This window comes from Micromonospora sp. WMMD558, from assembly GCF_049315255.1.
Taxonomy (GTDB): Bacteria; Actinomycetota; Actinomycetes; order Mycobacteriales; family Micromonosporaceae; genus Micromonospora.
Genome location: NZ_CP186061.1, coordinates 4581238 through 4606596 on the forward strand (window position 1 = coordinate 4581238; position 25359 = coordinate 4606596).

Annotated in this window: 21 protein-coding genes; 10 read left to right on the forward strand and 11 right to left on the reverse strand. The window is 73.2% G+C overall.

Annotated elements, in window-relative coordinates; all coding sequences use genetic code 11:
- Positions 1-2: 2 nt before the first annotated feature.
- On the reverse strand, positions 3-2705 hold the full coding sequence (locus tag ACN26Y_RS21690; RefSeq protein WP_422733423.1) for a penicillin acylase family protein: 2703 nt from the start codon (positions 2703-2705) through the stop codon (positions 3-5).
- A gap of 220 nt (positions 2706-2925) precedes the next feature.
- On the opposite strand from ACN26Y_RS21690, the gene ACN26Y_RS21695 reads away from it, so the two are divergent.
- The 7 genes from ACN26Y_RS21695 (at position 2926) to ACN26Y_RS21725 (ending at position 11454) form a co-directional block, all read left to right on the forward strand.
- Positions 2926-4143: an ROK family transcriptional regulator gene (locus ACN26Y_RS21695; RefSeq protein WP_155332053.1), complete on the forward strand. Its 1218-nt coding sequence runs from the start codon at positions 2926-2928 to the stop codon at positions 4141-4143.
- The gene (locus ACN26Y_RS21700; RefSeq protein ID WP_230688703.1) at positions 4140-5096 is read left to right on the forward strand and encodes a carbohydrate ABC transporter permease; all 957 of its coding nucleotides are present in this window, start codon (positions 4140-4142) and stop codon (positions 5094-5096) included. Before ACN26Y_RS21695 ends, ACN26Y_RS21700 begins: the two co-directional genes overlap by 4 nt.
- Positions 5089-5901 (forward strand): carbohydrate ABC transporter permease, encoded by an 813-nt coding sequence (locus ACN26Y_RS21705; RefSeq protein WP_155332054.1) that lies wholly within the window; start codon positions 5089-5091, stop codon positions 5899-5901. The genes ACN26Y_RS21700 and ACN26Y_RS21705 overlap by 8 nt, the downstream gene beginning before the upstream one ends.
- A gap of 37 nt (positions 5902-5938) precedes the next feature.
- The gene (locus tag ACN26Y_RS21710; protein ID WP_422733424.1) at positions 5939-7219 is read left to right on the forward strand and encodes an ABC transporter substrate-binding protein; all 1281 of its coding nucleotides are present in this window, start codon (positions 5939-5941) and stop codon (positions 7217-7219) included.
- 79 nt (positions 7220-7298) lie between these two features.
- Positions 7299-8414, forward strand: coding sequence for a glycoside hydrolase family 15 protein (locus ACN26Y_RS21715; RefSeq protein WP_422733425.1), 1116 nt, complete (start codon positions 7299-7301; stop codon positions 8412-8414).
- On the forward strand, positions 8411-10612 hold the full coding sequence (locus tag ACN26Y_RS21720; protein WP_422733426.1) for a TIM-barrel domain-containing protein: 2202 nt from the start codon (positions 8411-8413) through the stop codon (positions 10610-10612). Before ACN26Y_RS21715 ends, ACN26Y_RS21720 begins: the two co-directional genes overlap by 4 nt.
- 41 nt (positions 10613-10653) lie before the next feature.
- Positions 10654-11454: a hypothetical protein gene (locus ACN26Y_RS21725; RefSeq protein ID WP_422733427.1), complete on the forward strand. Its 801-nt coding sequence runs from the start codon at positions 10654-10656 to the stop codon at positions 11452-11454.
- An 82-nt stretch (positions 11455-11536) separates the two neighbouring features.
- Here ACN26Y_RS21725 and ACN26Y_RS21730 read toward each other — a convergent pair whose 3' ends face one another.
- From ACN26Y_RS21730 to ACN26Y_RS21760, 7 genes are all read right to left on the reverse strand, one after another.
- The gene (locus tag ACN26Y_RS21730; RefSeq protein ID WP_422733428.1) at positions 11537-12775 is read right to left on the reverse strand and encodes a D-alanyl-D-alanine carboxypeptidase family protein; all 1239 of its coding nucleotides are present in this window, start codon (positions 12773-12775) and stop codon (positions 11537-11539) included.
- A 96-nt stretch (positions 12776-12871) separates the two neighbouring features.
- On the reverse strand, positions 12872-14443 hold the full coding sequence (locus ACN26Y_RS21735) for a GMC family oxidoreductase N-terminal domain-containing protein (RefSeq protein ID WP_422733429.1): 1572 nt from the start codon (positions 14441-14443) through the stop codon (positions 12872-12874).
- Entirely contained in the window at positions 14440-15084 is a 645-nt protein-coding gene (locus tag ACN26Y_RS21740) for a DUF5987 family protein (RefSeq protein ID WP_230688706.1), read from the reverse strand. Before ACN26Y_RS21740 ends, ACN26Y_RS21735 begins: the two co-directional genes overlap by 4 nt.
- Entirely contained in the window at positions 15069-15677 is a 609-nt protein-coding gene (locus ACN26Y_RS21745; RefSeq protein WP_422733430.1) for a hypothetical protein, read from the reverse strand. Before ACN26Y_RS21745 ends, ACN26Y_RS21740 begins: the two co-directional genes overlap by 16 nt.
- Before the next feature lie 96 nt (positions 15678-15773).
- The gene (locus ACN26Y_RS21750) at positions 15774-16706 is read right to left on the reverse strand and encodes a hypothetical protein (RefSeq protein ID WP_155332060.1); all 933 of its coding nucleotides are present in this window, start codon (positions 16704-16706) and stop codon (positions 15774-15776) included.
- 64 nt (positions 16707-16770) lie between these two features.
- Complete coding sequence (locus ACN26Y_RS21755; protein ID WP_230688707.1) at positions 16771-17475, reverse strand: FadR/GntR family transcriptional regulator; 705 nt, start codon at positions 17473-17475, stop codon at positions 16771-16773.
- 168 nt (positions 17476-17643) lie between these two features.
- Complete coding sequence (locus tag ACN26Y_RS21760) at positions 17644-18207, reverse strand: hypothetical protein (RefSeq protein WP_155332061.1); 564 nt, start codon at positions 18205-18207, stop codon at positions 17644-17646.
- A 358-nt stretch (positions 18208-18565) separates the two neighbouring features.
- Between ACN26Y_RS21760 and ACN26Y_RS21765 the strand changes: the two genes are divergently transcribed.
- Positions 18566-19330, forward strand: coding sequence for a hypothetical protein (locus ACN26Y_RS21765; protein ID WP_422733431.1), 765 nt, complete (start codon positions 18566-18568; stop codon positions 19328-19330).
- A 66-nt stretch (positions 19331-19396) separates the two neighbouring features.
- Here ACN26Y_RS21765 and ACN26Y_RS21770 read toward each other — a convergent pair whose 3' ends face one another.
- Positions 19397-20347 carry a helix-turn-helix transcriptional regulator gene (locus tag ACN26Y_RS21770; protein ID WP_155332063.1) on the reverse strand — a complete coding sequence of 317 codons (951 nt, stop codon included), beginning with the start codon at positions 20345-20347 and terminating at the stop codon, positions 19397-19399.
- Between the two features lie 330 nt (positions 20348-20677).
- Here ACN26Y_RS21770 and ACN26Y_RS21775 point away from each other — a divergent pair, with 330 nt between their 5' ends.
- Positions 20678-21328, forward strand: a complete 651-nt coding sequence (locus ACN26Y_RS21775; protein WP_230688708.1) for a hypothetical protein — start codon at positions 20678-20680, stop codon at positions 21326-21328.
- Between the two features lie 18 nt (positions 21329-21346).
- Here the strand turns inward: ACN26Y_RS21775 and ACN26Y_RS21780 are convergent, their stop codons facing one another.
- Complete coding sequence (locus tag ACN26Y_RS21780) at positions 21347-22387, reverse strand: helix-turn-helix transcriptional regulator (protein WP_155332064.1); 1041 nt, start codon at positions 22385-22387, stop codon at positions 21347-21349.
- 89 nt (positions 22388-22476) lie between these two features.
- Positions 22477-23463, reverse strand: coding sequence for a GGDEF domain-containing protein (locus ACN26Y_RS21785; protein ID WP_422733432.1), 987 nt, complete (start codon positions 23461-23463; stop codon positions 22477-22479).
- A 228-nt stretch (positions 23464-23691) separates the two neighbouring features.
- On the opposite strand from ACN26Y_RS21785, the gene ACN26Y_RS21790 reads away from it, so the two are divergent.
- The gene (locus ACN26Y_RS21790) at positions 23692-25332 is read left to right on the forward strand and encodes a hypothetical protein (protein WP_155332066.1); all 1641 of its coding nucleotides are present in this window, start codon (positions 23692-23694) and stop codon (positions 25330-25332) included.
- Positions 25333-25359 lie beyond the last annotated feature (27 nt).

A 25359-nucleotide genomic window follows, 5' to 3' on the forward strand; every position in this document is an offset into this window, starting at 1 on the left:
GGTCACGGCTGCAGGATGAGCGTCCGGGCCGCCTCGGCTTCGACGGTGGTCCGGTCCCAGCGCATGGGCAGGGTACGGCCGGTACGCCACAGCTCGAGCTGGTCGTCGTAGTTCGGGTGGAAGGCGTGCCCGGAGTTGCCGGTGAGCTGGATCCAGCGGGACTCGTCCAGGTCGGCCAGGTCGACGATCATCCGCATGGACGGGACGGCGTCGACCTCGTACCCGTCGGCGGCGTCCCAGCCGGTCGCGTTGACGATCGCGTCGCCACCCGACACACCGACCGGGTCGGCGTTGAACAGCCACTCGACCGGCCCGATGCCCGACGTGCCGAAGGTCTGGTTCCGCACGGTCAGGGTGTGCATGCGGCCCCACCGCCAGTCGGCCGGCCGGTCGCCCTGGTCGCGCCGCAGCTCGGTGGCGGCCTCGCCGGCGGCCGACCGCAGGATGTCGTCGCGGCGCTCGACCTGCGGGGTGTCCCGGCGGTCCCACCACGGCGACTCCGGCTGGGCGAGCAGCCCCCGGACCACCTCGTACCACCGGTCGCCGCCGTCGGGCCGGTTGTCCTCGGGAAGCTCGTCGAAGGTCGCCGCGAGCAGGTGCCGCCACGTCGCGTTGTAGTAGGCGGCAGCCGCCGAGCCGCGCCCCTCGGTGCTGCCGGCCGCGCCCTCGGCCGGCTGCTGGAAGTCCCAGTCCTTCCACAACTCGGTGGCGGCGACGCGGGACAGGTCGGACGGATCGCCGGTGCCGAGGGCGGCGACGACCGCCGGTACGAGCGTCGGCGCGAAGCCGTTGCGGTTGTCGAACTGCATCCGTCGCAGGTCCTCGACGGTGATCTTCCCGGCGTCGCGGGCCGAGCCGATCAGGTCGCGGATGCGCTGGCTGCGGTAGCCGTACGACCAGTCGCTGGTCAGGAAGCGCTGGTAGGTGGGGCCGACGACGGCCTGGTTCGCGGTGACCAGGTAGCCGTCGGTCGGGTTGAGGACGCTGGGCAGCTCGGCGAAGGGGATGAACCCCTTCCAGTCGTACGCCGAGTCCCAGCCGGGCGCCATCCACCGCCCGTCGCCCTTGCCGCGGACCGGGATGCGGCCGGGGGACTGGTAGCCGATGTTGCCGTCGACGTCGGCGTAGACGATGTTCTGCGCGGGCACCTCGAACAGCGCGGCGGCGGCGCGGAACTCGGTCCAGTTCGTGGCGGTGTTGAGCGCGAAGAGGGCGTCGGCGGTCCGGCCCGGGCGGAGGGCGGTCCAGCTCAGGGCGACCGCGTACCCGTCCCGCTGGTCGCCGCCGGTCGCCGGTCGGCCGGGGGAGGGCTGGGGGGCGGCGGCGACCGGCGCGGGCGAGCCCGCCGGGTCGACCGGCGGCGCGACGCCGATGTCCCGCAGAGCCGCCGACGCGTCGGACAGCAGTGGCCCGTGCCCGGACGCGCGTACGGTGATCGACACGTCCCGGCCGCCGGCGACCTTGATGGTCTCGGCGCGGGTCTGGAGCGGCCGCCACTCCCCGTCGACCTGCACCCGGTCGCCGTCCACCCGCTCCAGGTACAGGTCGGTCACGTCCGGGTCGAGGTTGGTGAAGCCCCACGCGATCCGGGCGTTGTGGCCGATGACGACTCCGGGCACCCCGGAGAACGTGAACCCGGCGGCGTGGAAGCCGCACTCGCAGTGCAGGCCCATCTGGTACCAGATGCCGGGCATGGTGGGGCTCAGGTGGGGGTCGTTGGCCAGGATCGGCTTGCCGGTGGCGGTGAGACCGCCACCGACGACCCACGAGTTCGAGCCGATGCCCTGGCCGCCGTTGCCGAGCATGATCGGGAGCCGGGACAGGCCGTCGGCCATCGCCGTGAGCGTCCGCGCGGTGGTCGCGTCGCCGCCCGGCCCGGTGACGTCGACGCCGCCGGCGGCCGTGCCGCCGCCGGTGCCGCCGCCGGCCGCCGGGTTCGGCGGCGTCGCCGGTCCGGCCTGCTGGTCGAACGCGCCGGCCACGATGCCGCCGCCGGTGACGATCGGGGTGTTCCGGTCGTACGGGTACGCGGGGTACAGCTCCTCGACCTGCTGGCGGGTCAGACCCGCGGCGAGCAGGGCCGCGCGGGCGATCTCCGTCTCCATGTTGCCGCGCAGGTCCCACGCCATCGCCTTGAGCCAGGCGAGGCTGTCCACCGGGCTCCACGTCTCCACCGTGTAGTCCGGGTTCTGCAGGCCGAGGACGGTGTACTCCAGGCTCGCCCGGCCCCCGTCGTGGTCGGCAAGCCAGGCGTTCACGCCGTCGGCGTACGCCTGCAGGTGACGCTTCGTGTCCGGCGCGAGGATCTGCCACTCCTGCTCGGCGACCCGGCGCCAGCCCATGGTGCGCAGGTAGATGTCGGTCTCGACCTGGCTGGAGCCGAAGAGTTCGGCGAGCCGGCCGGCGGTGACGTGGCGGCGGAAGTCCATCTCCCAGAACCGGTCCTGCGCGTGCAGGTAACCCTGGGCGCGGAACAGGTCGTCGGCGCTCTTCGCGTACACCTGGGGAATCCCGTGGTCGTCGCGGTGCACGGTGACCGGGGCGGAGAGCCCGGAGAGCCGCAGGGTTCCGTCGTGCTGGGGGAACGAGCGGCGCACCGCCCAGACGGCGGCGACGGCGAGCACGAGGACCAGCACCAGCAGGACCGCCACGGTCCAGACGGCGATCTTCCGGACCCGGGGCCAGGGAATGCGTACGGGATTCACGTCGCGGGATCCTAGCGCCAGCGACCCCCGGATGGGTGATTGTGGCGGCCTGGTTGGCCGCATGGCTCGGCTCGTCGCGTCGCCGCTGGCGGCGCCCGGTATCGCGCAGGTCGCCGGGTCGCCGCCGATGGTCTCGGTCTGGTCACGGACCTTGACTTCCGCCTTCTGACTTCAGAACCTTTGTTAGGACACCGAATTTAGCGGTGAAAGGAAGTGGGCCATGACGGCTGCGACGTCGGGGCCGCGCCTGCGGGACATCAACCGGGTCGCCGTGCTCGCCCTGATCGGTCGACAAGGGCCGATCTCACGAGCCGACATCGCTCGGCGGCTCGGCCTCAGCCCGCCGACCGTCACCGCGGTCACCCGCTCGCTCATCGAGGCCGGGGTCATCCGGAAGGTCGACGACGGGATTCCGCGGGGCGGGCGCCCCAGTGAGCTGCTCGCGGTGGTGGGCCCGGCCGCGCACGCGATCGGGGTCAAGGTCGCCGCCGGTCGGCTCACCGGCGTACGCGCCGACCTTGACGGAACCGTTCTGGACACGTTCTCCGCACCGTTCGACCAGACCGCCGTCAACCCGTTCGACGCCCTGTCCGAGCTGCTCGCGCCGCACGTGACCGCCGTCGGGGACGCACCGCTGCTCGGGGTCGGGCTCGGGGTGCCCGGTTTCGTCGACAGCCGCACCGGCCTGGTGGAGGCACCCCTGCTGGGCTGGCGGCACATGCCGCTGCGCGACTACCTGAGCCAGCTGCTCGACGTGCCGGTGCTCGTGGACAACGACGTCAACACCCTGGCGGCGTACGAGCACCTGTACGGCCTGGGCCGGCCGTACGAGGACTTCCTGACCATCACCCTCGGACAGGGCGTCGGCGCGGCCGTCGTCTCCGCCGGTGACCTGCGCCGCGGCGGGCACGGCGCGGCGGGCGAACTCGGGCACCTGCCGATCGACCCCGACGGACCGCCCTGCCACTGCGGCAAGCGCGGCTGCTTGGAGACGTACGTCTGCGACGCCGCGCTCGTCGAGCGGGCGCGCGAGACCGGTGCCGTCGGACCGGACGCCGGTCCGGCCGACCTGCGGACGGCAGCGGACGACGGGCACGCCGGCGCGCGAGCCGTCTACCGTGCCGCCGGAGCCCGCCTCGGCACCATCGCCGCCGGGTTGGCCACCGTGCTCGACCCGCAGGCGATCCTGGTCAGCGGCGAGGGAACCCTGGCCTGGACGCACCTCGCCGACGGCTTCCTCACCGCCCTGCGCGCCGGCATGTTCCCGCCGATGGCCGACGGGGTCAGTGTGCACGTCGACCCGTGGGACGACACGAAGTGGGCGCTGGGCGCCGCCGCCCTGGTGCTCCGGGCGCCCTTCACGATGGACGCGGAGCCGCACGCCGACGCGATACGGGCACGGCTGGCGGCCTTTCCCGGCGCCGAGGTGACCCAGTGACCGCACCGCGTACCGCCACCACCCTCCGACGCACGGTGCGGCCGGATGGGCCGACCCCGCCGCGTCGTCGGCCCGGCGCCCGCCGGCGACTGCGCACGGCCCTGGCGGCGGCCGGCTTCCTCGCCCCGAGTCTCCTCCTGCTACTGGGCTTCTGGATCGGCCCGATGCTCGGCACCGCGTGGGTGAGCCTGCAGGACTGGAACCTGATCGGCGTGCCGACGTTCGTCGGGTTGGACAACTACACCGAACTGCTGGGCGACGCCGAGTTCCATGCCGCGCTCGGCCACACCCTGGCCTATCTGGTCGGCTACCTGCCGCTGGTGCTGGTCTGTGGGCTCGCCGTCGCGCTGCTGCTGGACGCCAAGCTCCCCGCGATGACCCTCTACCGGGCCACGTTCTTCCTGCCGGTCATCAGCAGCTGGGTCGCCGTGTCGCTGCTGTGGAAGTGGCTGCTCAACCCGGCCGACGGCCTGGTCAACCGGATCCTCGGCGCGTTCGGCGTGACCGGACCCGGGTGGTGGACCGACCCGGACTGGGCGATGCCCTCGGTGGTGCTCGCCTCCGTCTGGAAGGACGTCGGGTTCGTCGCCGTGATCCTGTTGGCGGGTCTGCAGGCCATTCCGCGCGACGTGGTGGAGGCAGCCTCGCTCGATGGCGCCGGCGTGTGGCGCAAACTGCGCAGCATCACCCTGCCGATGCTCTCCCCGTCGCTGTTCTTCGTCACCGTGATCAGCATGATCAACGGATTTCAGGTCTTCGACCAGGTGTGGGTGATGACCGAAGGCGGGCCGGGCGGCGCGTCCAGTGTCGTGGTCGAGCAGATCGTCAGCTACGCCTTCTCGTACGGCCGGGTCGGTTACGCCTCCGCCATGAGCATCGTCCTCTTCGCGGTGATCCTCCTGATCACCCTGGCCCAGCTTCGGCTGCAGCGCAGGTGGGTGCACTATGAGTAGGAAGATCCTCCGGTACGTCGCGCTCACGCTCGGTGCGGTGGCGATGCTTGGGCCGTTCGCGTGGATGCTGGCCACCTCGCTCACCGGCGACGCGCAGCTCGGCCGGGTGGACACACCCCTGCTGCCCGACCCGCCCACCGTCGAGCCCTACGAGCGGCTCGGCCAGGCCTTCCCGTTCTGGCGTTTCGCCGCCAACAGCGTCGGCGTCGCCGTCGTCTCCACCCTGCTGCAACTCGTCACCAGCGCGACCGCCGCGTACGCGTTCAGCCGCCTTCGCTTCCGCGGCAGCGGCCTGGTGTTCGTGCTCTACCTCGCCACGATGATGATCCCGATGCAGGTGATCATCGTCCCGCTGTTCATCGAGATGCGCTACCTCGGGCTGGTCGACAGCTACGCCGGGCTCCTGCTGCCCACGATGGTCTCCAGCTTCGGGGTGTTCATGCTCCGACAGGCCTTCCTGGCACTGCCCAAGGAGTTGGACGAAGCGGCGTACGTCGACGGGGCGGGGCACCTGCGGGTCTTCGCGCAGGTGCTGCTGCCGCTGGTGACGCCGGCGCTGGCCACGTTCGCCGTCTTCGCCTTCATGTCCAGCTGGAACGCGTTCCTCTGGCCGCTGGTGATCGCGCAGACGGAGGCACACATGACCCTGCCGGTCGGCCTGTCGCTGCTGCAGGGGCGGTACAGCACCGCCTGGAACGTGGTCATGGCCGGCTCGACCCTGTCGGTGCTGCCGATCCTCGCGCTCTACGTCTTCGCTCAGCGCTACGTCGTGCAGGGCATCGCCTTCACCGGCGTCAAGTCCTAGCTCCTCCACCACCCACCACCCCCGAAGGAGAGATCCGATGACCACGAGAAGACGAGTTCTGGCGGCCGCGGCCGGGGCGATCGCCACGGTGAGCCTGCTCGCCGCGTGCGGGCAGGACGCGTCCGGCGGCGCGGAGGATGGCGCCACCGGCACCGTCACCTACTTCACCTTCTCGGCCGCGCCCGACCACCTGAAGGACCTGGACGCGATCAAGGCCGAGTTCGAGAAGCAGAACCCGGGCATCACCGTGCAGGTGCAGACGGCCGCGTACGACGACTACTTCACCAAGCTGCAGACGGCGATCGCGGGCGGCACGGCGCCGGACACGTTCGAGCTCAACTACGAGAACTTCGTGACGTACGCCCGGGCCGGCGCGCTGCTGCCGCTCGACGAACCGGCCAAGGCCGACAAGGACTACGACGCGAACCGGCTCTACCCGAAGGCGCGGGAAGCCTTCCAGTTCAAGGGCAAGCTCTACGCGGTGCCCTCGACGTTCTCCGACGTGGTGCTCTTCTACAACAAGAAGCTCTTCGACGCGGCCGGCGTCGCGTACCCGACGGCGGACTGGACCTGGGCCGACGAGCGGGCGGCGGCGGAGAAGCTGACCGACAAGGCCAAGGGCATCTACGGCGACTACCAACCGGTCACCTTCCACGAGTTCTACAAGGCGCTCGCGCAGAACGGCGGGTCGTTCCTCTCCGCGGACGGCAAGAAGGCGACCTTCAACGACGCCAAGGGCCTCGAGTCGGCGCAGTGGCTGTTGAGCAAGCCGGGCACCGTGCAGCCCACCGTGGCCGAGATCGGTGGCAAGGCCGACTACGACACCGCCCTGTTCACCAGCGGCAAGCTGGCCATGTGGCACAACGGGATCTGGCAGATCGCCAAGCTCGCGAGCACGCCCGGTCTGGACTTCGACATCGTCACCGAGCCGGGCAACACCGGCAAGGCGAACGCGGTCTTCATGAACGCCACGGCCGTGTCCGCGAAGACGAAGAAGGCCACCGCGGCCTGGAAGTGGGCCCGGTTCCTCGGCACCTCGCAGACGGCTGTGGAGACCCGGCTCGCCTCCAACTGGGAACTGCCGGCGGTCAACGACCAGGCCGCGTTCGACACCTACCTGAAGCAGACGCCGCCGGCCAACCGTAAGGCCGTCTTCGACGCGCTGGCGGACATCGCGCTCCCGCCGGTGCTCGACGCCCAGCAGTCGAAGATGCAGGACATCGTCACCCAGGCACTGGAGAAGGCCGCATCCGGCCAGGCCAGCCCGCAGGCGGCACTGGACGAGGCGGCGGCCGCGGTGACCGCCCTCATCAAGTAGTGGGAACCAGCGGGGCGCGGCCGTTCCGCACTCGGCCGCGCCCCGCGCACGACCATACCGACACCTCCTGGAGGAACCCGTGCCCATCGCCGCACGGTCCGACCTGCGTACGCTCGTCGAGTCCAGCCTCACCCTCATCGAGGCACACCAGCATCCGTCCGGCGCCTACCCGGCCAGCCCCGACTACCCCGTCTACCGCTACAGCTGGCTTCGCGACGGCGCCTTCATCGCCGACGCCATGAGCCGGGCCGGTCGGGCCGACAGCGCCGACAGTTTCCTCCGCTGGTGCGCCACGGTGATCGACGCCCGCGCCGGTGGGATCGCCGACCTCGTCGCCCGCGCCGAGCGCGGGGAGGACATCGGCGCCGACGAGATGCTGCCGACCCGTTACACACTGGACGGCGCCGACGGCGACGAGCCCTGGTGGAACTTCCAGCTCGACGGCTACGGCACCTGGCTGTGGATGCTCGTCGAGCACGCGGCACGGCACGGGCGGCCGCTCGCCGCCTACCGGCCGGCCGTGACCGCCACGGTCGACTACCTGATCGCGTTCGGCGACCGGCCCTGCTACGACTGGTGGGAGGAGCACGCGGAGCACCGGCACGTCGCGACGCTGGGCGCGGTGCTGGCCGGGCTGCGCGCGGTCGTCCCCGCCCGCGACGAGCACGGTGAGCCGCTGCTCGCCGCCGCTCGCGCTGCTGCCGCCGCCGCGAGGGTGAGCGAGTTCGAGGCCCTGGTCGCCGCCGAGGGCACCGCGGACGGGCACCTCACCAAGTGGTTGGGCGGCACCGCCGTCGACGGCAGCCTCCTGGCCTGCCTGACTCCCTTCGACGTGGTCGACCCCGGCAGCACGGTCGCCGAGCGCACCTACGAGGAGGTACGCGACCAGCTGCTGCGTGGTGGCGTCTACCGCTACCTCGGCGACACCTTCTACGGCGGCGGAGAGTGGCTGATCCTCACCGCCTGGCTGGGCTGGCACGAGGCGCGTACCGGCCGGACCGAGGCGGCCCGACAGCGGCTGGAGTGGATCGCCGCCCAGGCAACCCCCGAGGGCCACCTGCCCGAGCAGGTCAGCAGCCACACCCAGCGGCCCGAACACATCGCCGAGTGGACCGAGCGCTGGGGGCCCGTGGCCACGCCCCTGCTGTGGTCGCACGCCATGTTCGTCACGCTTGCCGTGGAGGTCGGACTGTGAGTGACGCCGTGATCAGCCATCGCCCCGTCGGGACCGGGCACCCCTATCGACACGACCTGGACCAGCGGGTTCCCGTCTATCCGCTGCGCGGTGAGGAGTACGAGATCCGGGTGCTCACCGACCCGGACGTGACCGAGGTCCGGGTCGAGTTCGGTGACGGCACGCAGGTGCCCGCCGAGCGTGTCGACCCGGCCACGGTGACCCTGGACTTCGGGGCGCCCGCCGCTCCGCCGACCGGCTCGACGGGTCACCTGGCTTCCGCCGCCGCGGCCACCCCGGACACCGGTGGCCGCACGGCGTGGATCGCCCGGGCGACGACGGACACGGATGACGCGTACACCGTCGTCGGCCGGACCTCGGCGGGCGGTGCGGTCCGGACGGCCGCCTTCCCGGTGCGGCCGCTGGTCTGGCAAGGTGCCGGCGGACGGCTGGAGGTGCGCGATCCCGGCGGCGCCGCCGTCCTGGACCCCGGCAGCGTCGAATGGCTGACCGGCAGCGACGGACCCCGGCGGGTACGCTTCGCGCTCCGGCTCGCCGAGGGTGCGCACGTGGTCGGATTCGGCGAGCGGTACCACGCGCTCGACCAGCGCGGCCACGTGCTCGACGCCACGGTGTTCGAGCAGTACAAGCGGCAGGGGCACCGCACCTACCTACCGATGCCGTTCGCCGTGGTCGTCGGCGGCGGCTGGGGCTTCCACGTGGTGACCAGCCGACGTACCTGGTACGACGTCGGCGCCTCGCGGCCGGACCGGATCCTCGTCGAGGCCGAGGTCGACCCCGCGACGCCCGTGCTGCCATTGCACCTCTACACCGGCGAGCCGGCCGAGGTCGTGCGGACGTTCCTCACCGAGACCGGGCAGCCCCCGATCCCACCGGCCTGGGTGTTCCGGCCCTGGATGAGTGGGAACGAGTGGAACACCCAGACCCGGGTGCTCGCCGAGGTGCGTCGCAGCCTCGCCGAGGGCATTCCGGTCGGCGCGATCGTCATCGAGGCCTGGAGCGACGAGGCCACCTTCGTGGCCTTCCGCGACGCGCGCTACGAGGTGCACCCGGACGGCGCACCCCACCGCCTCGCCGACTTCGAGTTCCCCGCCGACGGGGCCTGGCCCGACCCGAAGGCGATGATCGACGAACTGCACGAGGCCGGTGTGAAGGTGCTGCTGTGGCAGATCCCGCTGATCCCCACCGACCGCGGCGACGACGGCCAGCTCGCCGCCGACCTCACCATCCTGGCCGAGCGCGGGTACGCCGTTCGCGAGGCGGACGGATCGCCGCACCGTAACCGGGGCTGGTGGTTCCCCGGGGCGTTGTTGCCCGACTGGACCAACCCGCAGGCCCGGCGTTGGTGGCTGGACAAGCGGCGCTACCTGGTCGAGGAGCTCGGCGTTGACGGCTTCAAGACCGACGGCGGCGAGCACCCGTGGGGTCACGATCTGCGGTACTTCGACGGATCACGCGGTGACCAGGGGAACAACCTGTTCCCGGTCCGCTACGCCGCCGCCTACCACGAGCTGATGAAGTCGGCGGGGACCGAGGGCGTCACGTTCAGCCGGGCCGGGTTCACCGGATCGGCAGCCTTCCCCGTGCACTGGGCGGGCGACGAGGACTCCACGTGGGAGGCCTACCGCGCCTCGATCACCGCCGGCCTGACCGCCGGTGTCGGCGGCATCTTCTTCTGGGGTTGGGACCTTGCCGGATTCTCCGGCGACATCCCCGACGCGGAGCTCTACCTGCGCTCGGCGGCGGCGGCCTGCTTCTCCCCGGTCATGCAGTACCACTCCGAGTTCAACCACCACCGTGAGCCCCTGGTGGACCGTACGCCCTGGAACATCGCGGCGCGAACTGGGGAACCGCGGGTGCTCGACGTCTTTCGGCGGTTCGCCCGGCTGCGCGAGGAACTCGTGCCGTACCTGGTGGAGCAGGCGCAACGGTCGGTCCAGACGGGCAAGCCCCTGATGCGGCCACTGTTCTTCGACCACCCGGACGACAAGCGGGTCTGGGACTGGCCGCAGCAGTGGCAGCTCGGCGACGACCTCCTGGTGGCTCCGGTCACCGAACCCGGTGCCCGCACATGGCCGGTATGGCTACCGCCGGGGGAGTGGGAGGACTTCTTCACCGGCGAGCGGCACACGGGTCCAGTCGAGCTGGACCGTCCGGCGCCGCTGGACGAAATCCCGGTCTACCGCCGGGTGGGGTGACGTCGAGTGCCGACAGAGAGAGTGCCTGCAGGAGGCAGCGCGTGACAGACAACCGAGCACGACCGTCCCCGGGGCTCGACCGGTTCATTCGGTTCGGCGCTCGGCTGCGCGACAACCTCGTGGCCCGAGCCGACGTCCAGGGACTCGTCTTCATGGGTTCGACCGCGGCGCGCGAACGGGTCGACGAGTGGAGTGACCACGACTTCGCCGTGGTCACGGTGGACGGTGCCGAGGAGCGGCTGCGTGGCGACCCGAGCTGGCTGCCCGATGCAGCCCACATCGCCCTCATTCTCCGAGAAGAACACGACGGCTTCAAGGTCGTCTACGACGACGGCCACCTGCTGGAGTTCGGCGTCACGTCGCTGGCCGGGCTTGAATCGTGGCACGCCAACGCCTACGAGGTGGTCCTGGACCGCGACGGGGTCGCCGAGGCCTTCGCCCGGGTGGCGGCTCGCCCGAAGCCTGGCCGGTCGGCCCGCGCCGATCGGGAGTTTGGCCTGTTCGTCGCGGTGCTGCTGGTGGGGGTGGGGCGGTGTCGTCGGGGTGAGGTGCTGGTCGCCAGCCAACTCGTCCGGACGGTCGCGGTCGGTCACCTACTTACCGCCTGGCGGTTGGCCCGGCCGGCCGGCGCCGGCCATCGACTGGACGACCTGGATCCGTTCCGGCGCTTCGAGCAGGTGTATCCCGCTGCCGGCCGGGCGATCGCCGACGCGCTGGAGCGCGATGTCGAGTCCGCCGCCCGTTCCCTGCTCGAGCTGGCCGAGAGCGAGTTCGACGAGGATCCCGGCTTTCCGCGGCGCGGGGTGACGGCGCTGCGCAACCGACTCGGCTGGGATCACTGACACCGACAGCGGTGGCTCGTAGCCCGCTCGCGGAGCTGGCGCGGCGCTCGGTGGGCACCGGCAAGCATCTGATGCGGCCAGCCTAGTCCTCCGCGTCTGCTGTCGCGCGGGGCGCGGATGGAAGACGCGTGTTCCGTCGCCGGAACGTCGTCGCCCCGAGCACGACGCTCAGCAGGATGGCGGCGCCGAGGCCGAGCAGGAACGGCGGCGACAGCGACGACGAGTCACCGCCCCCACCGCGTCCGTCCCCGGCGGCGATGACGACCCGGTCGTCTTTGTCCTTTTCGTCTGGGGCGACCAGGCGGCCGACGGAGGCGTCGGGAGGGAGGCCGAATCCCCAGTTGAGCAGGGCGGTCGCCTCGCCCAGGCTGCCCAGCGGCGCGGTCTCCGCGCCAAGCAGGGTCACGGCGAGCCGTCGTCCGTCGCGTTCGGCCACCCCGACGTACGTCTGCCGGGCCAGGTCGGTGAAGCCGGTCTTGCCCGCGAGCATCCCGGGGTAGCGGCCCAGGAGGGCGTTGTCGTTCGTGATCGCGAGGGTGCCGCGTCCCCGCTGTTCGGGGACCTGCGTCGCGCGGGTCGCCATGTACCTCCGGAAGTCCTCCCGCGCGAACGCCGCCCGGGTGATGAGCGCGAGGTCGTACGCGCTGGTGTACTGGCCGGGACCGTCCAGGCCGGACGGTGTCGCGGCGTGGGTCTGGTACGCCCGCAGCCGGCGCGCCTCGTCGTTCATCGCCTGCACCCCGCCGGGCCGTCCGGCGGCGCCCCCGCCGAGCCGGGCCAGTACGTTGGCCGCGTCGTTCCCGGATTCGAGGAGCAACCCCAACCACAGGTCCTGGACCGAGTACCGGCCGCCCGCGGCCACCCCCATCAGCGAGCTCTCCGGATCGAGGTCGCGCAGGTCCTCCCGCTTCACCTCGACCACCTCGGTCGGGTCGAGGCGGGGCATCAGGGCCGCGGCCAGCAGCAGTTTCTGCACGCTGGCCGGCGTCCGGTGCTCGTGGGGTCCGCAGCCACCCAGCACCCGGCCGCTGTCCAGGTCGGCCACCACCCAGGAGGTGGCGGTCACGGCCGGCGGCCTCGGCGCATCCCGGGGTGCGGCGAGCCCCGGGGTCGCCAGCCCCTCCCCGCCGATCGCCCGGTGGTTCGGGTCGACCGGCGGCGGTGACGGTGTGGCGGGCGGGCGCGCGGGTGGCTCCACAGTGGGGCAGGGTCGGTGCGGCGCGGCCACCGCCCGGGTCCGGGTCACGGCCGCGCCGACGGGCGACACGAGGAGGGCGCTCAACGTCACGGCGACGATGCGAAAAGGTGCCACGTCACGCACCGTAACGGCACCTGCGACCGGCCCGCTCCGATTGGAGAAAGCGCGAGGTTTGAACGGTACGGCGAGCCACGACCGGTTTGCGACCTATCGTCGGTCTCAACCGGGTGGGGGGATCTTCCGGCGCGGCGCCACGCCCAGGGCGGCGAGCCGCGCCAGGACCGTCTCGCTGGCCCGTTCGGCCAGTGCGGCGATCGTGAGCGACGGGTTGACGGTCAGCGCGGCCGGCACCGCCGAGGCGTCCGTGACGAACAGATCGGGATGGCCGCGTAGCACGTGGTCGGGGGTGAGCGCGGAGGTCGCCGGGTCGTCCCCGAGGCGGCAACTGCCCAGGGGATGGGCGGTGACCGCCCCGCCGACCTCCGCCGTCCACGGATGGACGGTCGCCAGGCCGCCCCCGAAGATGCGGCGGACGGTCGCGTCGGCGCGGGCCCACCCGTCACGGGTGGCGGCGGTGGGGGCGTACGAGAAGCCGCCCAGCCCCAGCCCGTTCGTGACCCGGGTGAACGACCCGGTCAGCGGCGGTACGCCGAAGGTGCCCTCGTTGTCGTCCTCGGTCATGGCGAGGACGGTCAGCCAGGACCGCCACCGGGAGCGCAGCTCCTTCTTCGCCACCCCGTACCACCCGGGCGCGCCCGCCAACAGGTTCGTCAGCGCCGGGAACGCGAGCTGCTGGAGACCGAACCGCTCGAACTCGGGCCGCCCGCCGTCCAGGTGGTCGTACGTCATCGCGGTGATCGCCCGTCCGATGTGATGGGCGTCGTACGCGCCGCCGGGACCGCGGCGCAGGTCGAGCAGATCGGCGACGGCGGCCTCGGAGACGTCGGCGACGGTGATCCGGTCCCCGTTGCCGGACAGGTACCGGCCGACCGCCGCGGGCACGCCGCCGAGCAGGGGAGCGGACCGCCGGAGCAGCACGGGCGTCCCCACCGCGCCCGCCGCCAGCACGACGACGCGCGCCTCCAGGCACCCGGTCGACCTGACGATCCGGTAGTCGTCCGGGTCCACCACCGTGTAGGTGACGCGGTACCGGTGACCGGGCGTGCTCGCCGGGGAGATGGTCTGCACCTCGTGCAGCGGCCGGACGTCCGCGCCGTGCGCCGTCGCCGCCGGGAGGTAGCTGAGCAGCATGGACCGTTTGGCGTCGACGTGGCAGCCGGACAACATCCAGTTGCAGTTCGTGCAGCGGGGCAGGTCGACCGCGAGGGGAACGGGATTGGCGGTGTGGCCGGTGTGCCGGCACGCGGCGGCGAAGACCCCGCCGGCGTAGGAGACATCCGGCCAGTCGGGCGTCGTCACGGGGAGCGCGGCCTCGACCCGGCGGTACCAGGGATCCAGCGTGGCGCGGCTGAGGGCGGCCGGCCACAGCCGCCGCCCCGTGCTGCCGGTCCGCTCGAAGGTGACCGTGGGGGCACGCAGCGAGGCGGCGAAGTAGACCACGCTCGACCCGCCGACGCAGTTGCCGGCGATGACGGTCAGGCCGTCGCCCTCGATGGCGTCGACGATCCGCCCGACGCTGCCGAGCTGCATGCTGTGCCGCACGTCGGCCGCCGAGACGTACGGCCCCCGTTCCAGCACGACGGTCCGGGCGCCGGCGGCGGCGGTGTAGTAGGCGGGGATGGCGCCGCCGAATCCGGAGCCGATCACCGCCACGTCGCAGCGTTCCGTCATCGCGGGTTCCCCTCGGGTGTGGTGTCGGGGTGCCGGTCGGCCAGCACCAGCCGGTAGGAGGACTCGGGGTGGCGCCAGAACCCGTCCGGATCGGGCGGCGGGAAGCGCAGCACCGCCAGCCCGGGGTGCCGGTCGCGGACGGCCTGCGCGGTGGGCAGGTGCGCCGCCGCGTCGAAGGCCAGGCCGGAGGCCAGCGCCAGCACGGCCCACAGGTCGCGGTCCGGGTCGTCGCGCTGGAAGAGGCGGGCCACCACGGCCGACCGGTGCCGGTACGACAACGCCACGAACGCGGGCAGCCGGGGCGTCGGCCAGCTGCCCTGGCTGAGCGCGTAGCCCCAGGCGCGGGCGTTGAGCAGGGCGGCGACGGCGGGGAGCAGCGGCCGCGCGCCGACGCGCGGATCGGTGAGCAGGGTCAGGAACCCGGCGTCGGCTCCGCCCGGCCCGGTGGCCACCCCGGCGACGGCCACGTCCCCGGGAAACCGCTTCGCACCGGGGATCAGGGTGTCGGTGAACGCGTCGAGGGTGTCCACGGTGGACGCGGGCAGGGCCGCCGCGGCCGGTGCCGCCCCGCCGATCAGGGGCAGCGCGGCACCGGCCAGCGCGGCGGTGAACAGCCGGCGGCGCTTCACGAGGTGCCGCACCAGGGGCTGTGGGGCAGCGTCACGGCGAGCCCGGTCTCGCCGGGGGACGCGCCGTACCGGGCCAGGGCGCGGGCCAGCTCCGGGTGGTCGTCGGCGAGGGCGGCGACCACGTCGCCGACGCCGGCGGTGCGCCCGGCGACGCGGAAGTTGGTCAACCGCAGGGCGGCGAGGCGGGCCCGGCGGTCGAACCAGTAGCTGCCGTCCCAGGCGACCAGCGGGGTGGCTCCCCGGCTGCGCTGGACGCTCCAGTGGTCCTGCTGCCAGTACCGGCAGGTGGTGGCGGCGAGGGCGAACCGGGACGGCTCGGCCAGCAGGAAGCGCAGGGCTCCGCCGTTGTCGGCGGTGATGTCCCGCTTCTCGTACTCGACGCAGAGCGGGTCGGTGAACCACAGCCGGACCGGCGGCCACTCTCCCTCGCCGAAGCGGTGGACGACGCAGCCCGCGCCGAACGGCGGAGGCGTGTACCCGCCGACGGTGTCGCCGGCGGTGGGGGAGTGGACGGTGGCGGGCGGTGCGGTGCCGGCCCGGCCGACCCCGGGCGTGACGGCGAGCAGGACGGCGGCGCAGGCGAGGGTGGCGACGGTACGGCGCATGGGCGTTCGACCCCTTTCGGAAGACGGTGGGCGGGCGGCTGGCTCAGTGGCTCAGCCACCGTGGCCGAGCGGAGTGGTCGGCGTGGAGGGTGCGGCTCAGCGCAGACCGACCTCGGCGTGCGCCGTACCGTGCAGGCGCCACCGGCGCTCGGGTCGCCAGTCGCCGCCACCGGCGCGCGTCTCCAGCAGGATCTCGGCGTCGGCGCGCTCGGAGTTGTGGCAGACGCACCGCGACCCGTCCGGGTCGGTGTACGGCACGCTGAGCGTCCGGTCGGCGTGCTGCCGCACCGTCACCGACAGCCGCCGGTCCCCGTGCCGGCCGCGCACCCGCCACTCCGGAAGTGCGAGCACCCCGCGAAACCGCAGCGCGGCCAGCAGCGGGTCACCACCGGGCCAGTCCACGCCGTCGATCCGGAGCCGGACGAACGGCAGGACGGGCAGGTGCCGCCAGCCGCGGCGGCGGGCCACCGCGGCCACGATCTCCAGCACGTCGCCGCCGCCGAGGTCGGCGTGCAACCAGGACCAGCGGCGCGCCATGCCGTGCCCGAAGATGCGGCCGGTCGCACCGGGGGCGTCGGTCAGGCGTACGACACGGTCGCCGTAGCGCACCTCGCCGTGGTGCAGCGCCCTCGGCGCCGGCACGACCTGCGCCGCCGGAAGCAGCTCCCGGTGCCACGCCCAGCGCGGGAACGTGTAGATGGGACGGCCGCCGTCCCGCCAGGACACGTCCCACGAGACGTCGTCGACGTGCCCGGTGAACCGGTCGCGGGTCATCCGGACGTCGCCACTGGCGAAGACCGCGCCGTCGGGCCGCCACGGCGCACGCGGCAGGTGACGCAGCACCGGCCTTCCGTCCGGGGGGAACACCCCGACGAGCCCGTGCGCGTACGGGGTGGCGTCGTCGGTGGGGGCGACCAGTTCGTGGTGCAGCCAGACGCCGGTCCCGGTCGCCGGGTCGGTGATGGTCGTGTACCACACCTCCTTGCGGCCGGGCTGACCGCGCCACCGGGATGCCAGCAGGTCCTCCATGTCCCACACTCCTCGCGATCGGGATCGAGCGGGCGGTCGGCACGTGCGGTGGATGGCGACGCGGTCACCGGCCGAGCATCAGCTCCCGCGTCCGGGCCAGGTACTCCTCGGCGGCGGTCCGCGCGGCGTCCGGGGCGCCGGCGCAGACGGCGTCGACGAGCGGTGCCAGCCGGGCACCCGCCACCGCCGGGTCCGCGAACGGCGCCCGGAACAACGACCGCACCTCCAGGTAGGCCTTCAGCAGGGAATTGACGAGCAGCTCGTACACCCGGTTGCCGGCCGCCGCCGCGAGCATCCGGTGCACCTCGGCCTCGGCGAGCTGGGCGGCGTCGGCGTCCCGGGCGGCGGTCACGGCCGCCAGCTGCGCCCGCAGCGCGTCCGCCTGGTCGGCGCCGCGGTGCGCGGCGGCCCGCGCCGCGACGAGGGCGCCGACCTCCTGGCGTACCTCGAACACCTCGACCAGCCAGCGGCCGTCCGTGCCCTCGCCCAGCGCGTGCGTCAGCAGCATCGGCAGGAGGTCGGGACCGCCGTGGCGGCGGTAGTCCAGCACCACCGTGCCGACTCCGTGCCGGGTCTCCAGCAGCCCCGCCTGGGCGAGGCGCACGAGCGCGTGCTTGAGCGAGGTGCGGGTGACGCCGTACGACGCGGCCAGGTCGCGCTCCGGCGGGAGCCGGCTGCCGGCCGGGTACCGGCGAGCCAGCACGTCGTCGCGGATCCGGTTGACCAGGGCGTCGACGAGGCTGTCGTGGGCGATCCGGGTCGTGGTCACGGCGTCCGTCCTCGGATTGGATCAGTGGCTCATCCACTTCGGATGGACGATACTCTGCCATCGACGGCGACGGATGGCAACAGGTTCTCGGCCGCGGTGCGGGCGAAAGGGGTCGGACGACGCGGAGGGGCCCCGCCGTAGCGGGGCCCCTCCGGGTACGCCGTCCCGTCACTTCAGGAAGGGCAGCCTCCGCACGATGGGCAGCTTCTCCCAGGTGGCGCCGAGGCCGAGGGTCCGGCCGGCGCCGATGAGGGTGAGGCCGACCAGGACGGCGGCGAGGGTCAGGTGTTCGTCCAGGAACGGGTTGGTCTGTGGGGGCAGGGCGACCGACCACATCATGACGTAGAGGGTGGCGCCGGTGGCGGCGGCGATGCGCATGCCGATGCCGAGGGTGAGGGCCAGGCCGATGCCGAGCAGGCCGAGCAGGAAGGTCCAGTTGGCGAAGGCGGTGCCGGCGAGGTCGTGGTAGATGCCGGCGAAGGGTCCTTCGGCGCCGCTCAGGAAGCCTTTGGTGGGGTTGCCGCCGTTGAGCCAGGCCCGTTCGGTGGGGGTGGCGAAGCCGAGCCCGAACACCTTGTCGACGAACGCCCACAGGAACGTCCAGCCGAGGGCCAGCCGGACACCCGCGAACACGTACCGCGCGGCGGTGCCGGCGGTCGTCGTCCGCGTGTTGTCGATACCGACCGCCGGAGCGGTCACCTTCGGGATCTGCCGCTCGGCAATCGCGGTCATGGCGTCCACGTCCTCTCGTCCTCCGATGTGCCCCCGGTGGGCACACATCGATTCCACCGCGATCGACGGACGGTCGGCAGGGGCGCTGGTCCGCTTCCCGGTGTGCCACCGGTCCCGCCCCGGCCGGGACCTTCGGCCCCTGCTCGGGCCGGGGGAACGCGGCCGTCGGGTGACGGAACTCGGGACCGCGGCGCCATCACCGTGGAAGGGTTCGGCAACCAGGCCGGAACCCGCTGTGACGATGATCGGGAACGGGACGTGCGGGCGGTCAAATCGGCTCCAATGCCCATACAATCCTGTGTCACCGGTCACAGTCGTGCGCCGGTGTCGAGGCGACAGCGGCGAGGGGGAGGACGACGTGCGCCCACGGCATGGACGCGACCAGGACGGGGTCTGGCGGATCGGGCCGGTCCGCCTGCTGGCGGTGGTGGGGGTCGGCTACCTGATCGTCGTACTGGCACTGGCGGCCCGGACGGCGGGCGTCGACGGTGGACCGTCCACGGGGGCGGATCCCGGCCCCGGGGCCGGCGTCGTCACGTCCGCCCCGGAATCGTCCGCCTCGGCCGGCGCGGGTGAGGGCGCCGCCGGAGCGTCCACTCCGGCGTCCCCGGCCGGGAGGGACGTGCGCGTGGGATCAGTGGAGAACCGGTCGACCCCGCCGTCCCGGTCTCCGTCGTCGTCCACGGCGCGCCCGTCGGCCGCACCGCCGCCCGCCGCCCCGGCCGCACCGCCGGTGGTGACCACGGCGTACGAGGCGGAGTCGCCGGTGAACGGGCTGGCGGGCACCCGGACCTTCACCTGCTCCGGCTGCTCCGGGCAGAAGAAGGTGGGCTACGTCGGCCGTGACATGGGGGCGTTGCAGTTCAACGGCGTGACCGCCCGGGCGGGCGGCACGGCCACCGTGACGATCACCTTCGTCAACGGTGAGGGCCCGCGGGTCGGGCACATCAGCGTCAACGGCGGGTCGCCCATCGTCCTGACCTTCCCGGACACCGGCGGGTGGAGCACGGTCGACAGCACGACCGTCACGATGACGCTGCGACCCGGCGCCAACTCGGTGCGGATGTTCAATCCGCACGGGCCGGCACCCGACTTCGACAAGATCACCGTGAGCGTCCGCTGACACGTCGATTCGCCCTGGTCGCCGGTCCGGCCGGTGGGCGTGCGACACCGCCGACCGGCGGCGCGGTCAGGTGTGCAGGGTCCGGCTGGGCGGCACGCCGAAGGTGGCCCGGTACCGGGCGGTGAATCGGCTGTGGCTGACGAAGCCCCAGCGGTGGGCGATGCGGGCGACGGTCTCCCGCTCCGGGTCGGCCCGCAGCAGGTCCTGATGGGCCCGGTACAGCCGGATCCCGCGCAGGTGCGCCATCGGCGTGATGTCGAGATGGGTACGGAAGGCGAGTTGCACGGCGCGGGGGGAGACCCGGGCCGCCGCGGCGATGTCCGCCGCGCCGATGTCCTCGTGCGCGTGCTCCTCCATGAAGGCGACCGCACGGCGGACCGTGGCGACGCCGGCGTCCCGGCGGTCCTCGCCGGTCGCGGCCAGCCCGGCGGCTCCGCCGAAGGCGGTCGCCGCGGCCGCGGCGACCATGCGGATCGCCGCGCCCGTCACCAGCGGTTGGCCGGCGGCCTCCGGGTTCGCCAGGACGGCCTCCCGCAGGTAGGCGACGGTTGTCCGCCAGTGCCGGGCGAGGTGCGGCGGGGCGGCCGTGAGGACGTCGAAGCGCAGCGGCGTCGCCGTGCCGGTCGCCCTGGCCAGCAGGCCGAGGTCCAGGACGCACACCGCGACCGCGCCGACCTGCCAGCGTACGGAGTGGGCGCGCTCGGGCGGCGCTGCCAGGAAGGTGTCCCCGGGCGTGAACCGGTGCTCGGCGCCGGCGCAGGTCCGGCTGACCCTCGCGGTGACCGTCTCGCAGACGACCAGCGTGCCGAGGGGCTCGGCGTCGATTCGCAGGTCGCCGGAGTGGGCGGTGTCGTCGAGGCGTACCGCACCGAGGTCGACGCGGTGGTGTCGCAGGCGGTACGGCCCGTCGCCGGCCTCGATCCGGAGCCGGGTGCCGTACGACGCCGCGAGGTGGTCGTGGATCAGGTCGGGATCGCGGCTGTCGAAGCGGTGGATGACGGCTTCCTGCGTACTCACTCCGCCTCCCGCGGATTGAGCAACCGGTGTGTCCAGCGGCAGCGGGAATTTCGCCGGGCGCAACGCCCTGTGGTGGAGTGTACGGTCCGACGACTGCGGGGGATAGCGTTTTCCCGCCGTGGACCGGCCCGGATTCCCCCACCGTGGCCCGGTCGGCGTTCCTCCTTCGCAAACGGGCTAGCCGGCCGCGCCCGGCGGGCTAGCTACCGTCGTCGGCGACCAGTGAATCTTGGCCGGGACCCATGCCAGGTCCGTACCCGTCCGACCGCTGGCCGGGCACCGTGGACACGGCGCGTCGTCCCCGGTGGACGAACGAACGGGGTGAGAACAGTGGACATCAGCGACACCACGCGGATCGCCCGGGCGACGGCGGCGGAGACGGTGCGCCGACTGACCCTCGACCGCGGTGTCGGTGCGGTCGACACCCGTGCCGGCGAGGTGCAGGCCTGCTTACGGGACGTCCTGGCCGACGTGCTGCGCTCCGACCGGCCACCGCGGCCGGACCGGCTGTCGGAGCTCTGCGCCGAGCTGGGCCTGACCCGTGCCGTGTTCGACGCCCTCGGACACCACCTGCTCACCGTCCTGCTGCCGCACCGGGTGGGGCCGGACGCGCTGATCCGGGTGGGCGCGCTGCTCAGCACGGTCCGGCGGCGCCTGGCACCGGAGGAGCAGAGCTCACCCAACGCCGGGCCGGCGCGTCCCGGCCCGGGAAAGCGCAACGGCGCGTCGCGACGGTACCGACCGGCCCGGCCGCCGGAACACCTGCCGGACACGCCGAGCTGGACGTGCGGCGGCTGCGGCGAGGAGTGGCCCTGCGCCACCAAGCAGAGCCAGCTGCTCGCCGAGTACGGCGGCGCCAGCACCGGCCTCGCCGTCTACCTCGGATCCTGCCTGTTCGCCGCGGTCGAGGACCTCCCCGCACTCCCGGTGGCCCGGGCCCGCAACCGGTTCCTGGGCTGGCTGCCGCGCGCCCGGTACTAGCGCGACGCGCCCGACCGGTCAGGCCCGCAGGGTCCGGCTCGGAGGGACGCCGAACTCGGCCCGGTACAGCCCGGTGAAGCGACTGTGACTGGAGAACCCCCAGCGGGCCGCCACCGCGCCCACCGTGGTCGTGCCCGGGTCGGCGTCCCGCAGCTCCCGGTGCGCGTGATCGAGACGGGCCCACCGCAGGTAGGCGGTCGGAGTCGTGTCGAGGTGACGCCGAAAGGCCAGCTGCACCGCCCGGATGCTCACCCGGGCCGCCGCGGCGATGTCGGCGACGCTGATGTCGAGGGCGGCGTGGTCGTCGATGAACGCGACGGCCCGGCGTAACGCCCACACGCCGGCGTCCCGCCGGTCCTCGATGGTGGGTTCGGTCAGCGCGGTGGTGGGGAAGGCGGACAGGGTGGCCGCGACGAGCAGCCGCGCCGCGTTGCCGACCAGCAGCGGGTTGGCCGCCACCTCCGGGATGGTCAGGACCTCGCCCCGGACGTAGGCGAAGGTGCGCCGCCACGCGGCGGCGGCTTCCGCGGACACCGGGCGGAGGTCGAGGAAGCGCACCGGCTCCGGCGCCCGGCCGGGCGCGGTCTCGGCGACCTGGTCGGCCAGGTCGGTGGTGAACACCGCCACGTGGGCGGCGGCGTCGCGCACCCGGGCGGTGTACGGCTGGTCGGGTGGCGCCGGCAGGAAGACGTCCCCGGGGCGGAGGGCCCGCTCGGGGCCGACGGCCGAGCGGAAGCTGATCGCTCCCGAGGTGAGCAGCCCGACGTGGACGGCGCCCGGCGGCTCGACGTCCGCGTCGAAGTGCATCTGGAACACCAGCCGGTCCAGGCGGACCGGGCCGAGCCGGGATTCGGCGAGCCGCAGGACGTGGGGCCCGCCGCCGCTGCTGATCCGCAGGCGACCGTAGCGACCGCTCAGCTGTGCGTGCACGGCCTCGGGACCCGCGGCCACCACCGTCGCAGGGGACACGTCGGACCGGTCGGGAGGCCGCTCGCCGTGCGCCGGCCCGCCGTCGGCCCCGACGCCCGGGGCGCGGCTGCGAGGCGCAGGGTCGCTCACGGTCCCCCCTCGGCGGTGCTGCGATCACCGGCCGGTGCGGGCAGTTCCCGCCCGTGGCCTCACTCTAGACCCGCCTCCGACCGCGGCGCCTACGGGAGCACGCCGAGGGTGTCCGGCTGACGGGACGGCAGGTGGGTGCCGGTGGCCCGGTGCTTCTCCTGCTTGACCCGGTAGAGGCGTTGGTCGGCGGCGTGCATCAACGACTCCAGCGTCGTCCCGTCGTACGGGGCGGTGGCCCAGCCGATGCTGACACCGGCCTGCTGGCCCACCGCCGCGTCGACCCGGGCCGCCACCGCCTGCGCGGTCGCCGCGTCGGCCTCGACCAGGACGACGACGAACTCGTCGCCGCCGATCCGGGCGACCACGTCGTCCGGGCGGACCGTCCGGCGGACCGCCGCCACCGTCGTCTGGAGCAGCTGGTCACCGGCCGCGTGCCCGTACCGGTCGTTGACGAGCTTGAAGTCGTCGAGGTCCAGGCAGAGCAGGGACGGGCCGGGGCGGCACCGGGGAACGAACAGGGTGGAGGCGAACTCCGCCAGTCCGCGCCGGTTCAGCGCGCCGGTGAGCGGATCCAGGGTCGCGAGAGCGCGGAGCTGGGAGCGCTGCCGGGCGACCTTGCGGGCCTGCGTGGAGCAGACCGAGATCAGCACGATCATCCCGGCGACGTTGATGAAGAGGTGGCCGGGCCGCATCGGCTCGCCGACGGCGGCGACCCCCACGTACGTCCCGAGGGTGAGCACCTCGAGCGCGATCATGAGCCGCAGGCCGGGAGTCTGGGTGGCCACGAAGACCACGGTGGTCACGAAACCCAGGGCGGCGGGTGCGGCCGCGCCGCCGTCCCAGTGTGAACCCAGCGCCAGTGCGACGAGGGTGACCATCATGATGACGCCGGAGGTGCGGTAGCCGGCCGCTTTCGTGGTCACCCGCCGCGCGGCCCACAGGCCCACCGCGCCGCCCGCCATGCCGCAGCCGTACATCACCAGCATCTTGCCCCGGTGCGGCTGGTCCAGGGTGAGAAGGCAGTACAGGACGGCGACCCCGTGCGAGACGACGTGCAGGGCCGCACTGAGCCGCATGCGTCGGCGGCGCTCGTTCACCGATTGCCCCCCGCACCTACCGCACCCGGCGGGTGCCGCCGGGTGACGCCAGAGCGAAACCGGTCGAAGTGGCGGAGTCCCGTGGCGAGGCCGCTCCGACGTGGCACCGTGCCACCTGCACATTGAATGGTGTGCCGCAGGTCACCGTCAAGACCTGTTGCCGGGAAGCTGCACGCACGGTAACCGCGACCGGGCATCCTACGGACAATGCACGTCACCATGGCCGGCTCCCGTCGCGGCCCCGCGCTGCTGCTGCTGGCCGCGGTGCCGCCGATGCTGGAGATGGGCGCCCTGCTGGGCCTCGGGTTCTTCGCCGCGCAGCCGCTGGCTCCGCAGGCCACCGCCGTCTGGCCGTACGACTCGTACCACGACCTGCGCTGGCTGCTCGTCTACCACAACTCGTGGGCGATGTTCCTGCTCGGCCTGGTGGTCGCTGTCGTCGTGCGGGGCGTGCTGTCCGCCGGCCTGACGGCACTGGCCTGGCCGGCGGAGCTGGATCGCCCGTCGTGGCGCTGGCTGGTGCTGCGCAACCTGGAGGTCGCGGCGATCGCCATCCTGATCATCTCGCCGTGGGCGGCCATCTCCGTCGCGTTCTCCGCGGTGGCGCTCTCCTGGTACCTGTTCGCATCGGTGGTTCCGATGCTGGTCATCGCGCCGTTCCTCCAGCGGGCGGGGGTCGTCCAGCACTGGTGGCGGGGACTGCCGTCGGCCCGGCTCCTCGGCTGGTCGCTGCTGAACTTCCTGGTGCTCACCATTGCCAGCGCCGTGATCGTGAGCGTGCCGGGCTGGTCGCGGATCCTCGTGGCGGGTCTGGCCGGTGTGGTCAACGGACTGTTGTGGCGGCGGACGGTGCGGGCGGCCGTCCAGCACGAGCCAGCCCACTGGGCACGGGTGCCGGTGGCGCCGATCGCGATCGTGCTCACCATGGTCGCCGCGGTGGGAGTCCCACCGCTGGTCGGACTCGCGGCGGGGACGAGGGGGGCGTGGACCCCGCCGCTCGTCCGGTACCCGCTCCCGGACCGGGTGCCCTACGCGGTGATCGTCCTGGCCGGCTTCGAGTCGAGCTGGGACGGGCAGCCACCGGTCGACCCGCGGGTGGAACGCTTCTCGTACGCCGGCATCGACGGCTCCGGCCGGCCGTTGCCGTACCGGCCGGAGGCGACCCACCGTTCGCTGGACTCCAGCGCGGCCCTGCTGGGGCAGCAGGTCGAGGCGCTGCACCAGCGGACCGGCCGGCCGATCGCTCTCGCCGGGGAGAGCGAGGGCGCGCTGGTGATCCGGACATACCTCGACAAGCTCGCCCCCGGGCCGGTGGCGGCGGTGCTGTTGTACAGCCCGCTGATCTGGCCCGGCCGCGCCTACTACCCGCCACCCTGGCACCAAGGGTGGGGCGTGGTGGCCGGCTGGGAGCTGCGCGGCATCGCCGCCGTCACGAACCTGGTCAGCGAGATCGACACCGGACCGGACGAGCCGTTCATCCGGTCCGTCATCGCCGAGGCGCCCTTCTACCGCAACCGCATCCTCTGCCCGGTTCCCGGCGTCCGCATCATCGCCTTCCTGCCCCTGGTCGGCGCGGCCGAGGCGCCGCCCGGCGAGTACACGGACGTTCCGGTCGTCGAGGTTCCGGCCCTGCACGGCGGCCTCCTCAACCGGGACGACGTCTACGAACAGTCCATCCACTTCCTCGCCGGCGAGCCGGTCGCCCAACCCCTCGGGGGGTACGAGGTGGTGCAACGGTTCAGCGCCGCCTGGCAGGCGCCGCCGCTCATCCTCGACGTGAACCCGATCTGGGCCGCCGGCCGGGAGGGTGATCCGGCGATGACCGGCCGGATCTGCGAGGCCCGGTGACAGGCGCGGCACGGCCATGGCACCGGG

Bases quoted from the DNA above. Each gene is read 5' to 3' on its own strand.
- ACN26Y_RS21695 (WP_155332053.1), top strand. From the start codon at position 2,926: ATGACGGCTGCGACGTCGGGGCCGCGCCTGCGGGACATCAACCGGGTC.
- ACN26Y_RS21705 (WP_155332054.1), top strand. From the start codon at position 5,089: ATGAGTAGGAAGATCCTCCGGTACGTCGCGCTCACGCTCGGTGCGGTG.
- ACN26Y_RS21710 (WP_422733424.1), top strand. From the start codon at position 5,939: ATGACCACGAGAAGACGAGTTCTGGCGGCCGCGGCCGGGGCGATCGCC.
- ACN26Y_RS21735 (WP_422733429.1), bottom strand. From the start codon at position 14,443: ATGACGGAACGCTGCGACGTGGCGGTGATCGGCTCCGGATTCGGCGGC.
- ACN26Y_RS21745 (WP_422733430.1), bottom strand. From the start codon at position 15,677: ATGCGCCGTACCGTCGCCACCCTCGCCTGCGCCGCCGTCCTGCTCGCC.
- ACN26Y_RS21750 (WP_155332060.1), bottom strand. From the start codon at position 16,706: ATGGAGGACCTGCTGGCATCCCGGTGGCGCGGTCAGCCCGGCCGCAAG.
- ACN26Y_RS21760 (WP_155332061.1), bottom strand. From the start codon at position 18,207: ATGACCGCGATTGCCGAGCGGCAGATCCCGAAGGTGACCGCTCCGGCG.
- ACN26Y_RS21785 (WP_422733432.1), bottom strand. From the start codon at position 23,463: ATGCGGCTCAGTGCGGCCCTGCACGTCGTCTCGCACGGGGTCGCCGTC.
- ACN26Y_RS21790 (WP_155332066.1), top strand. From the start codon at position 23,692: ATGCACGTCACCATGGCCGGCTCCCGTCGCGGCCCCGCGCTGCTGCTG.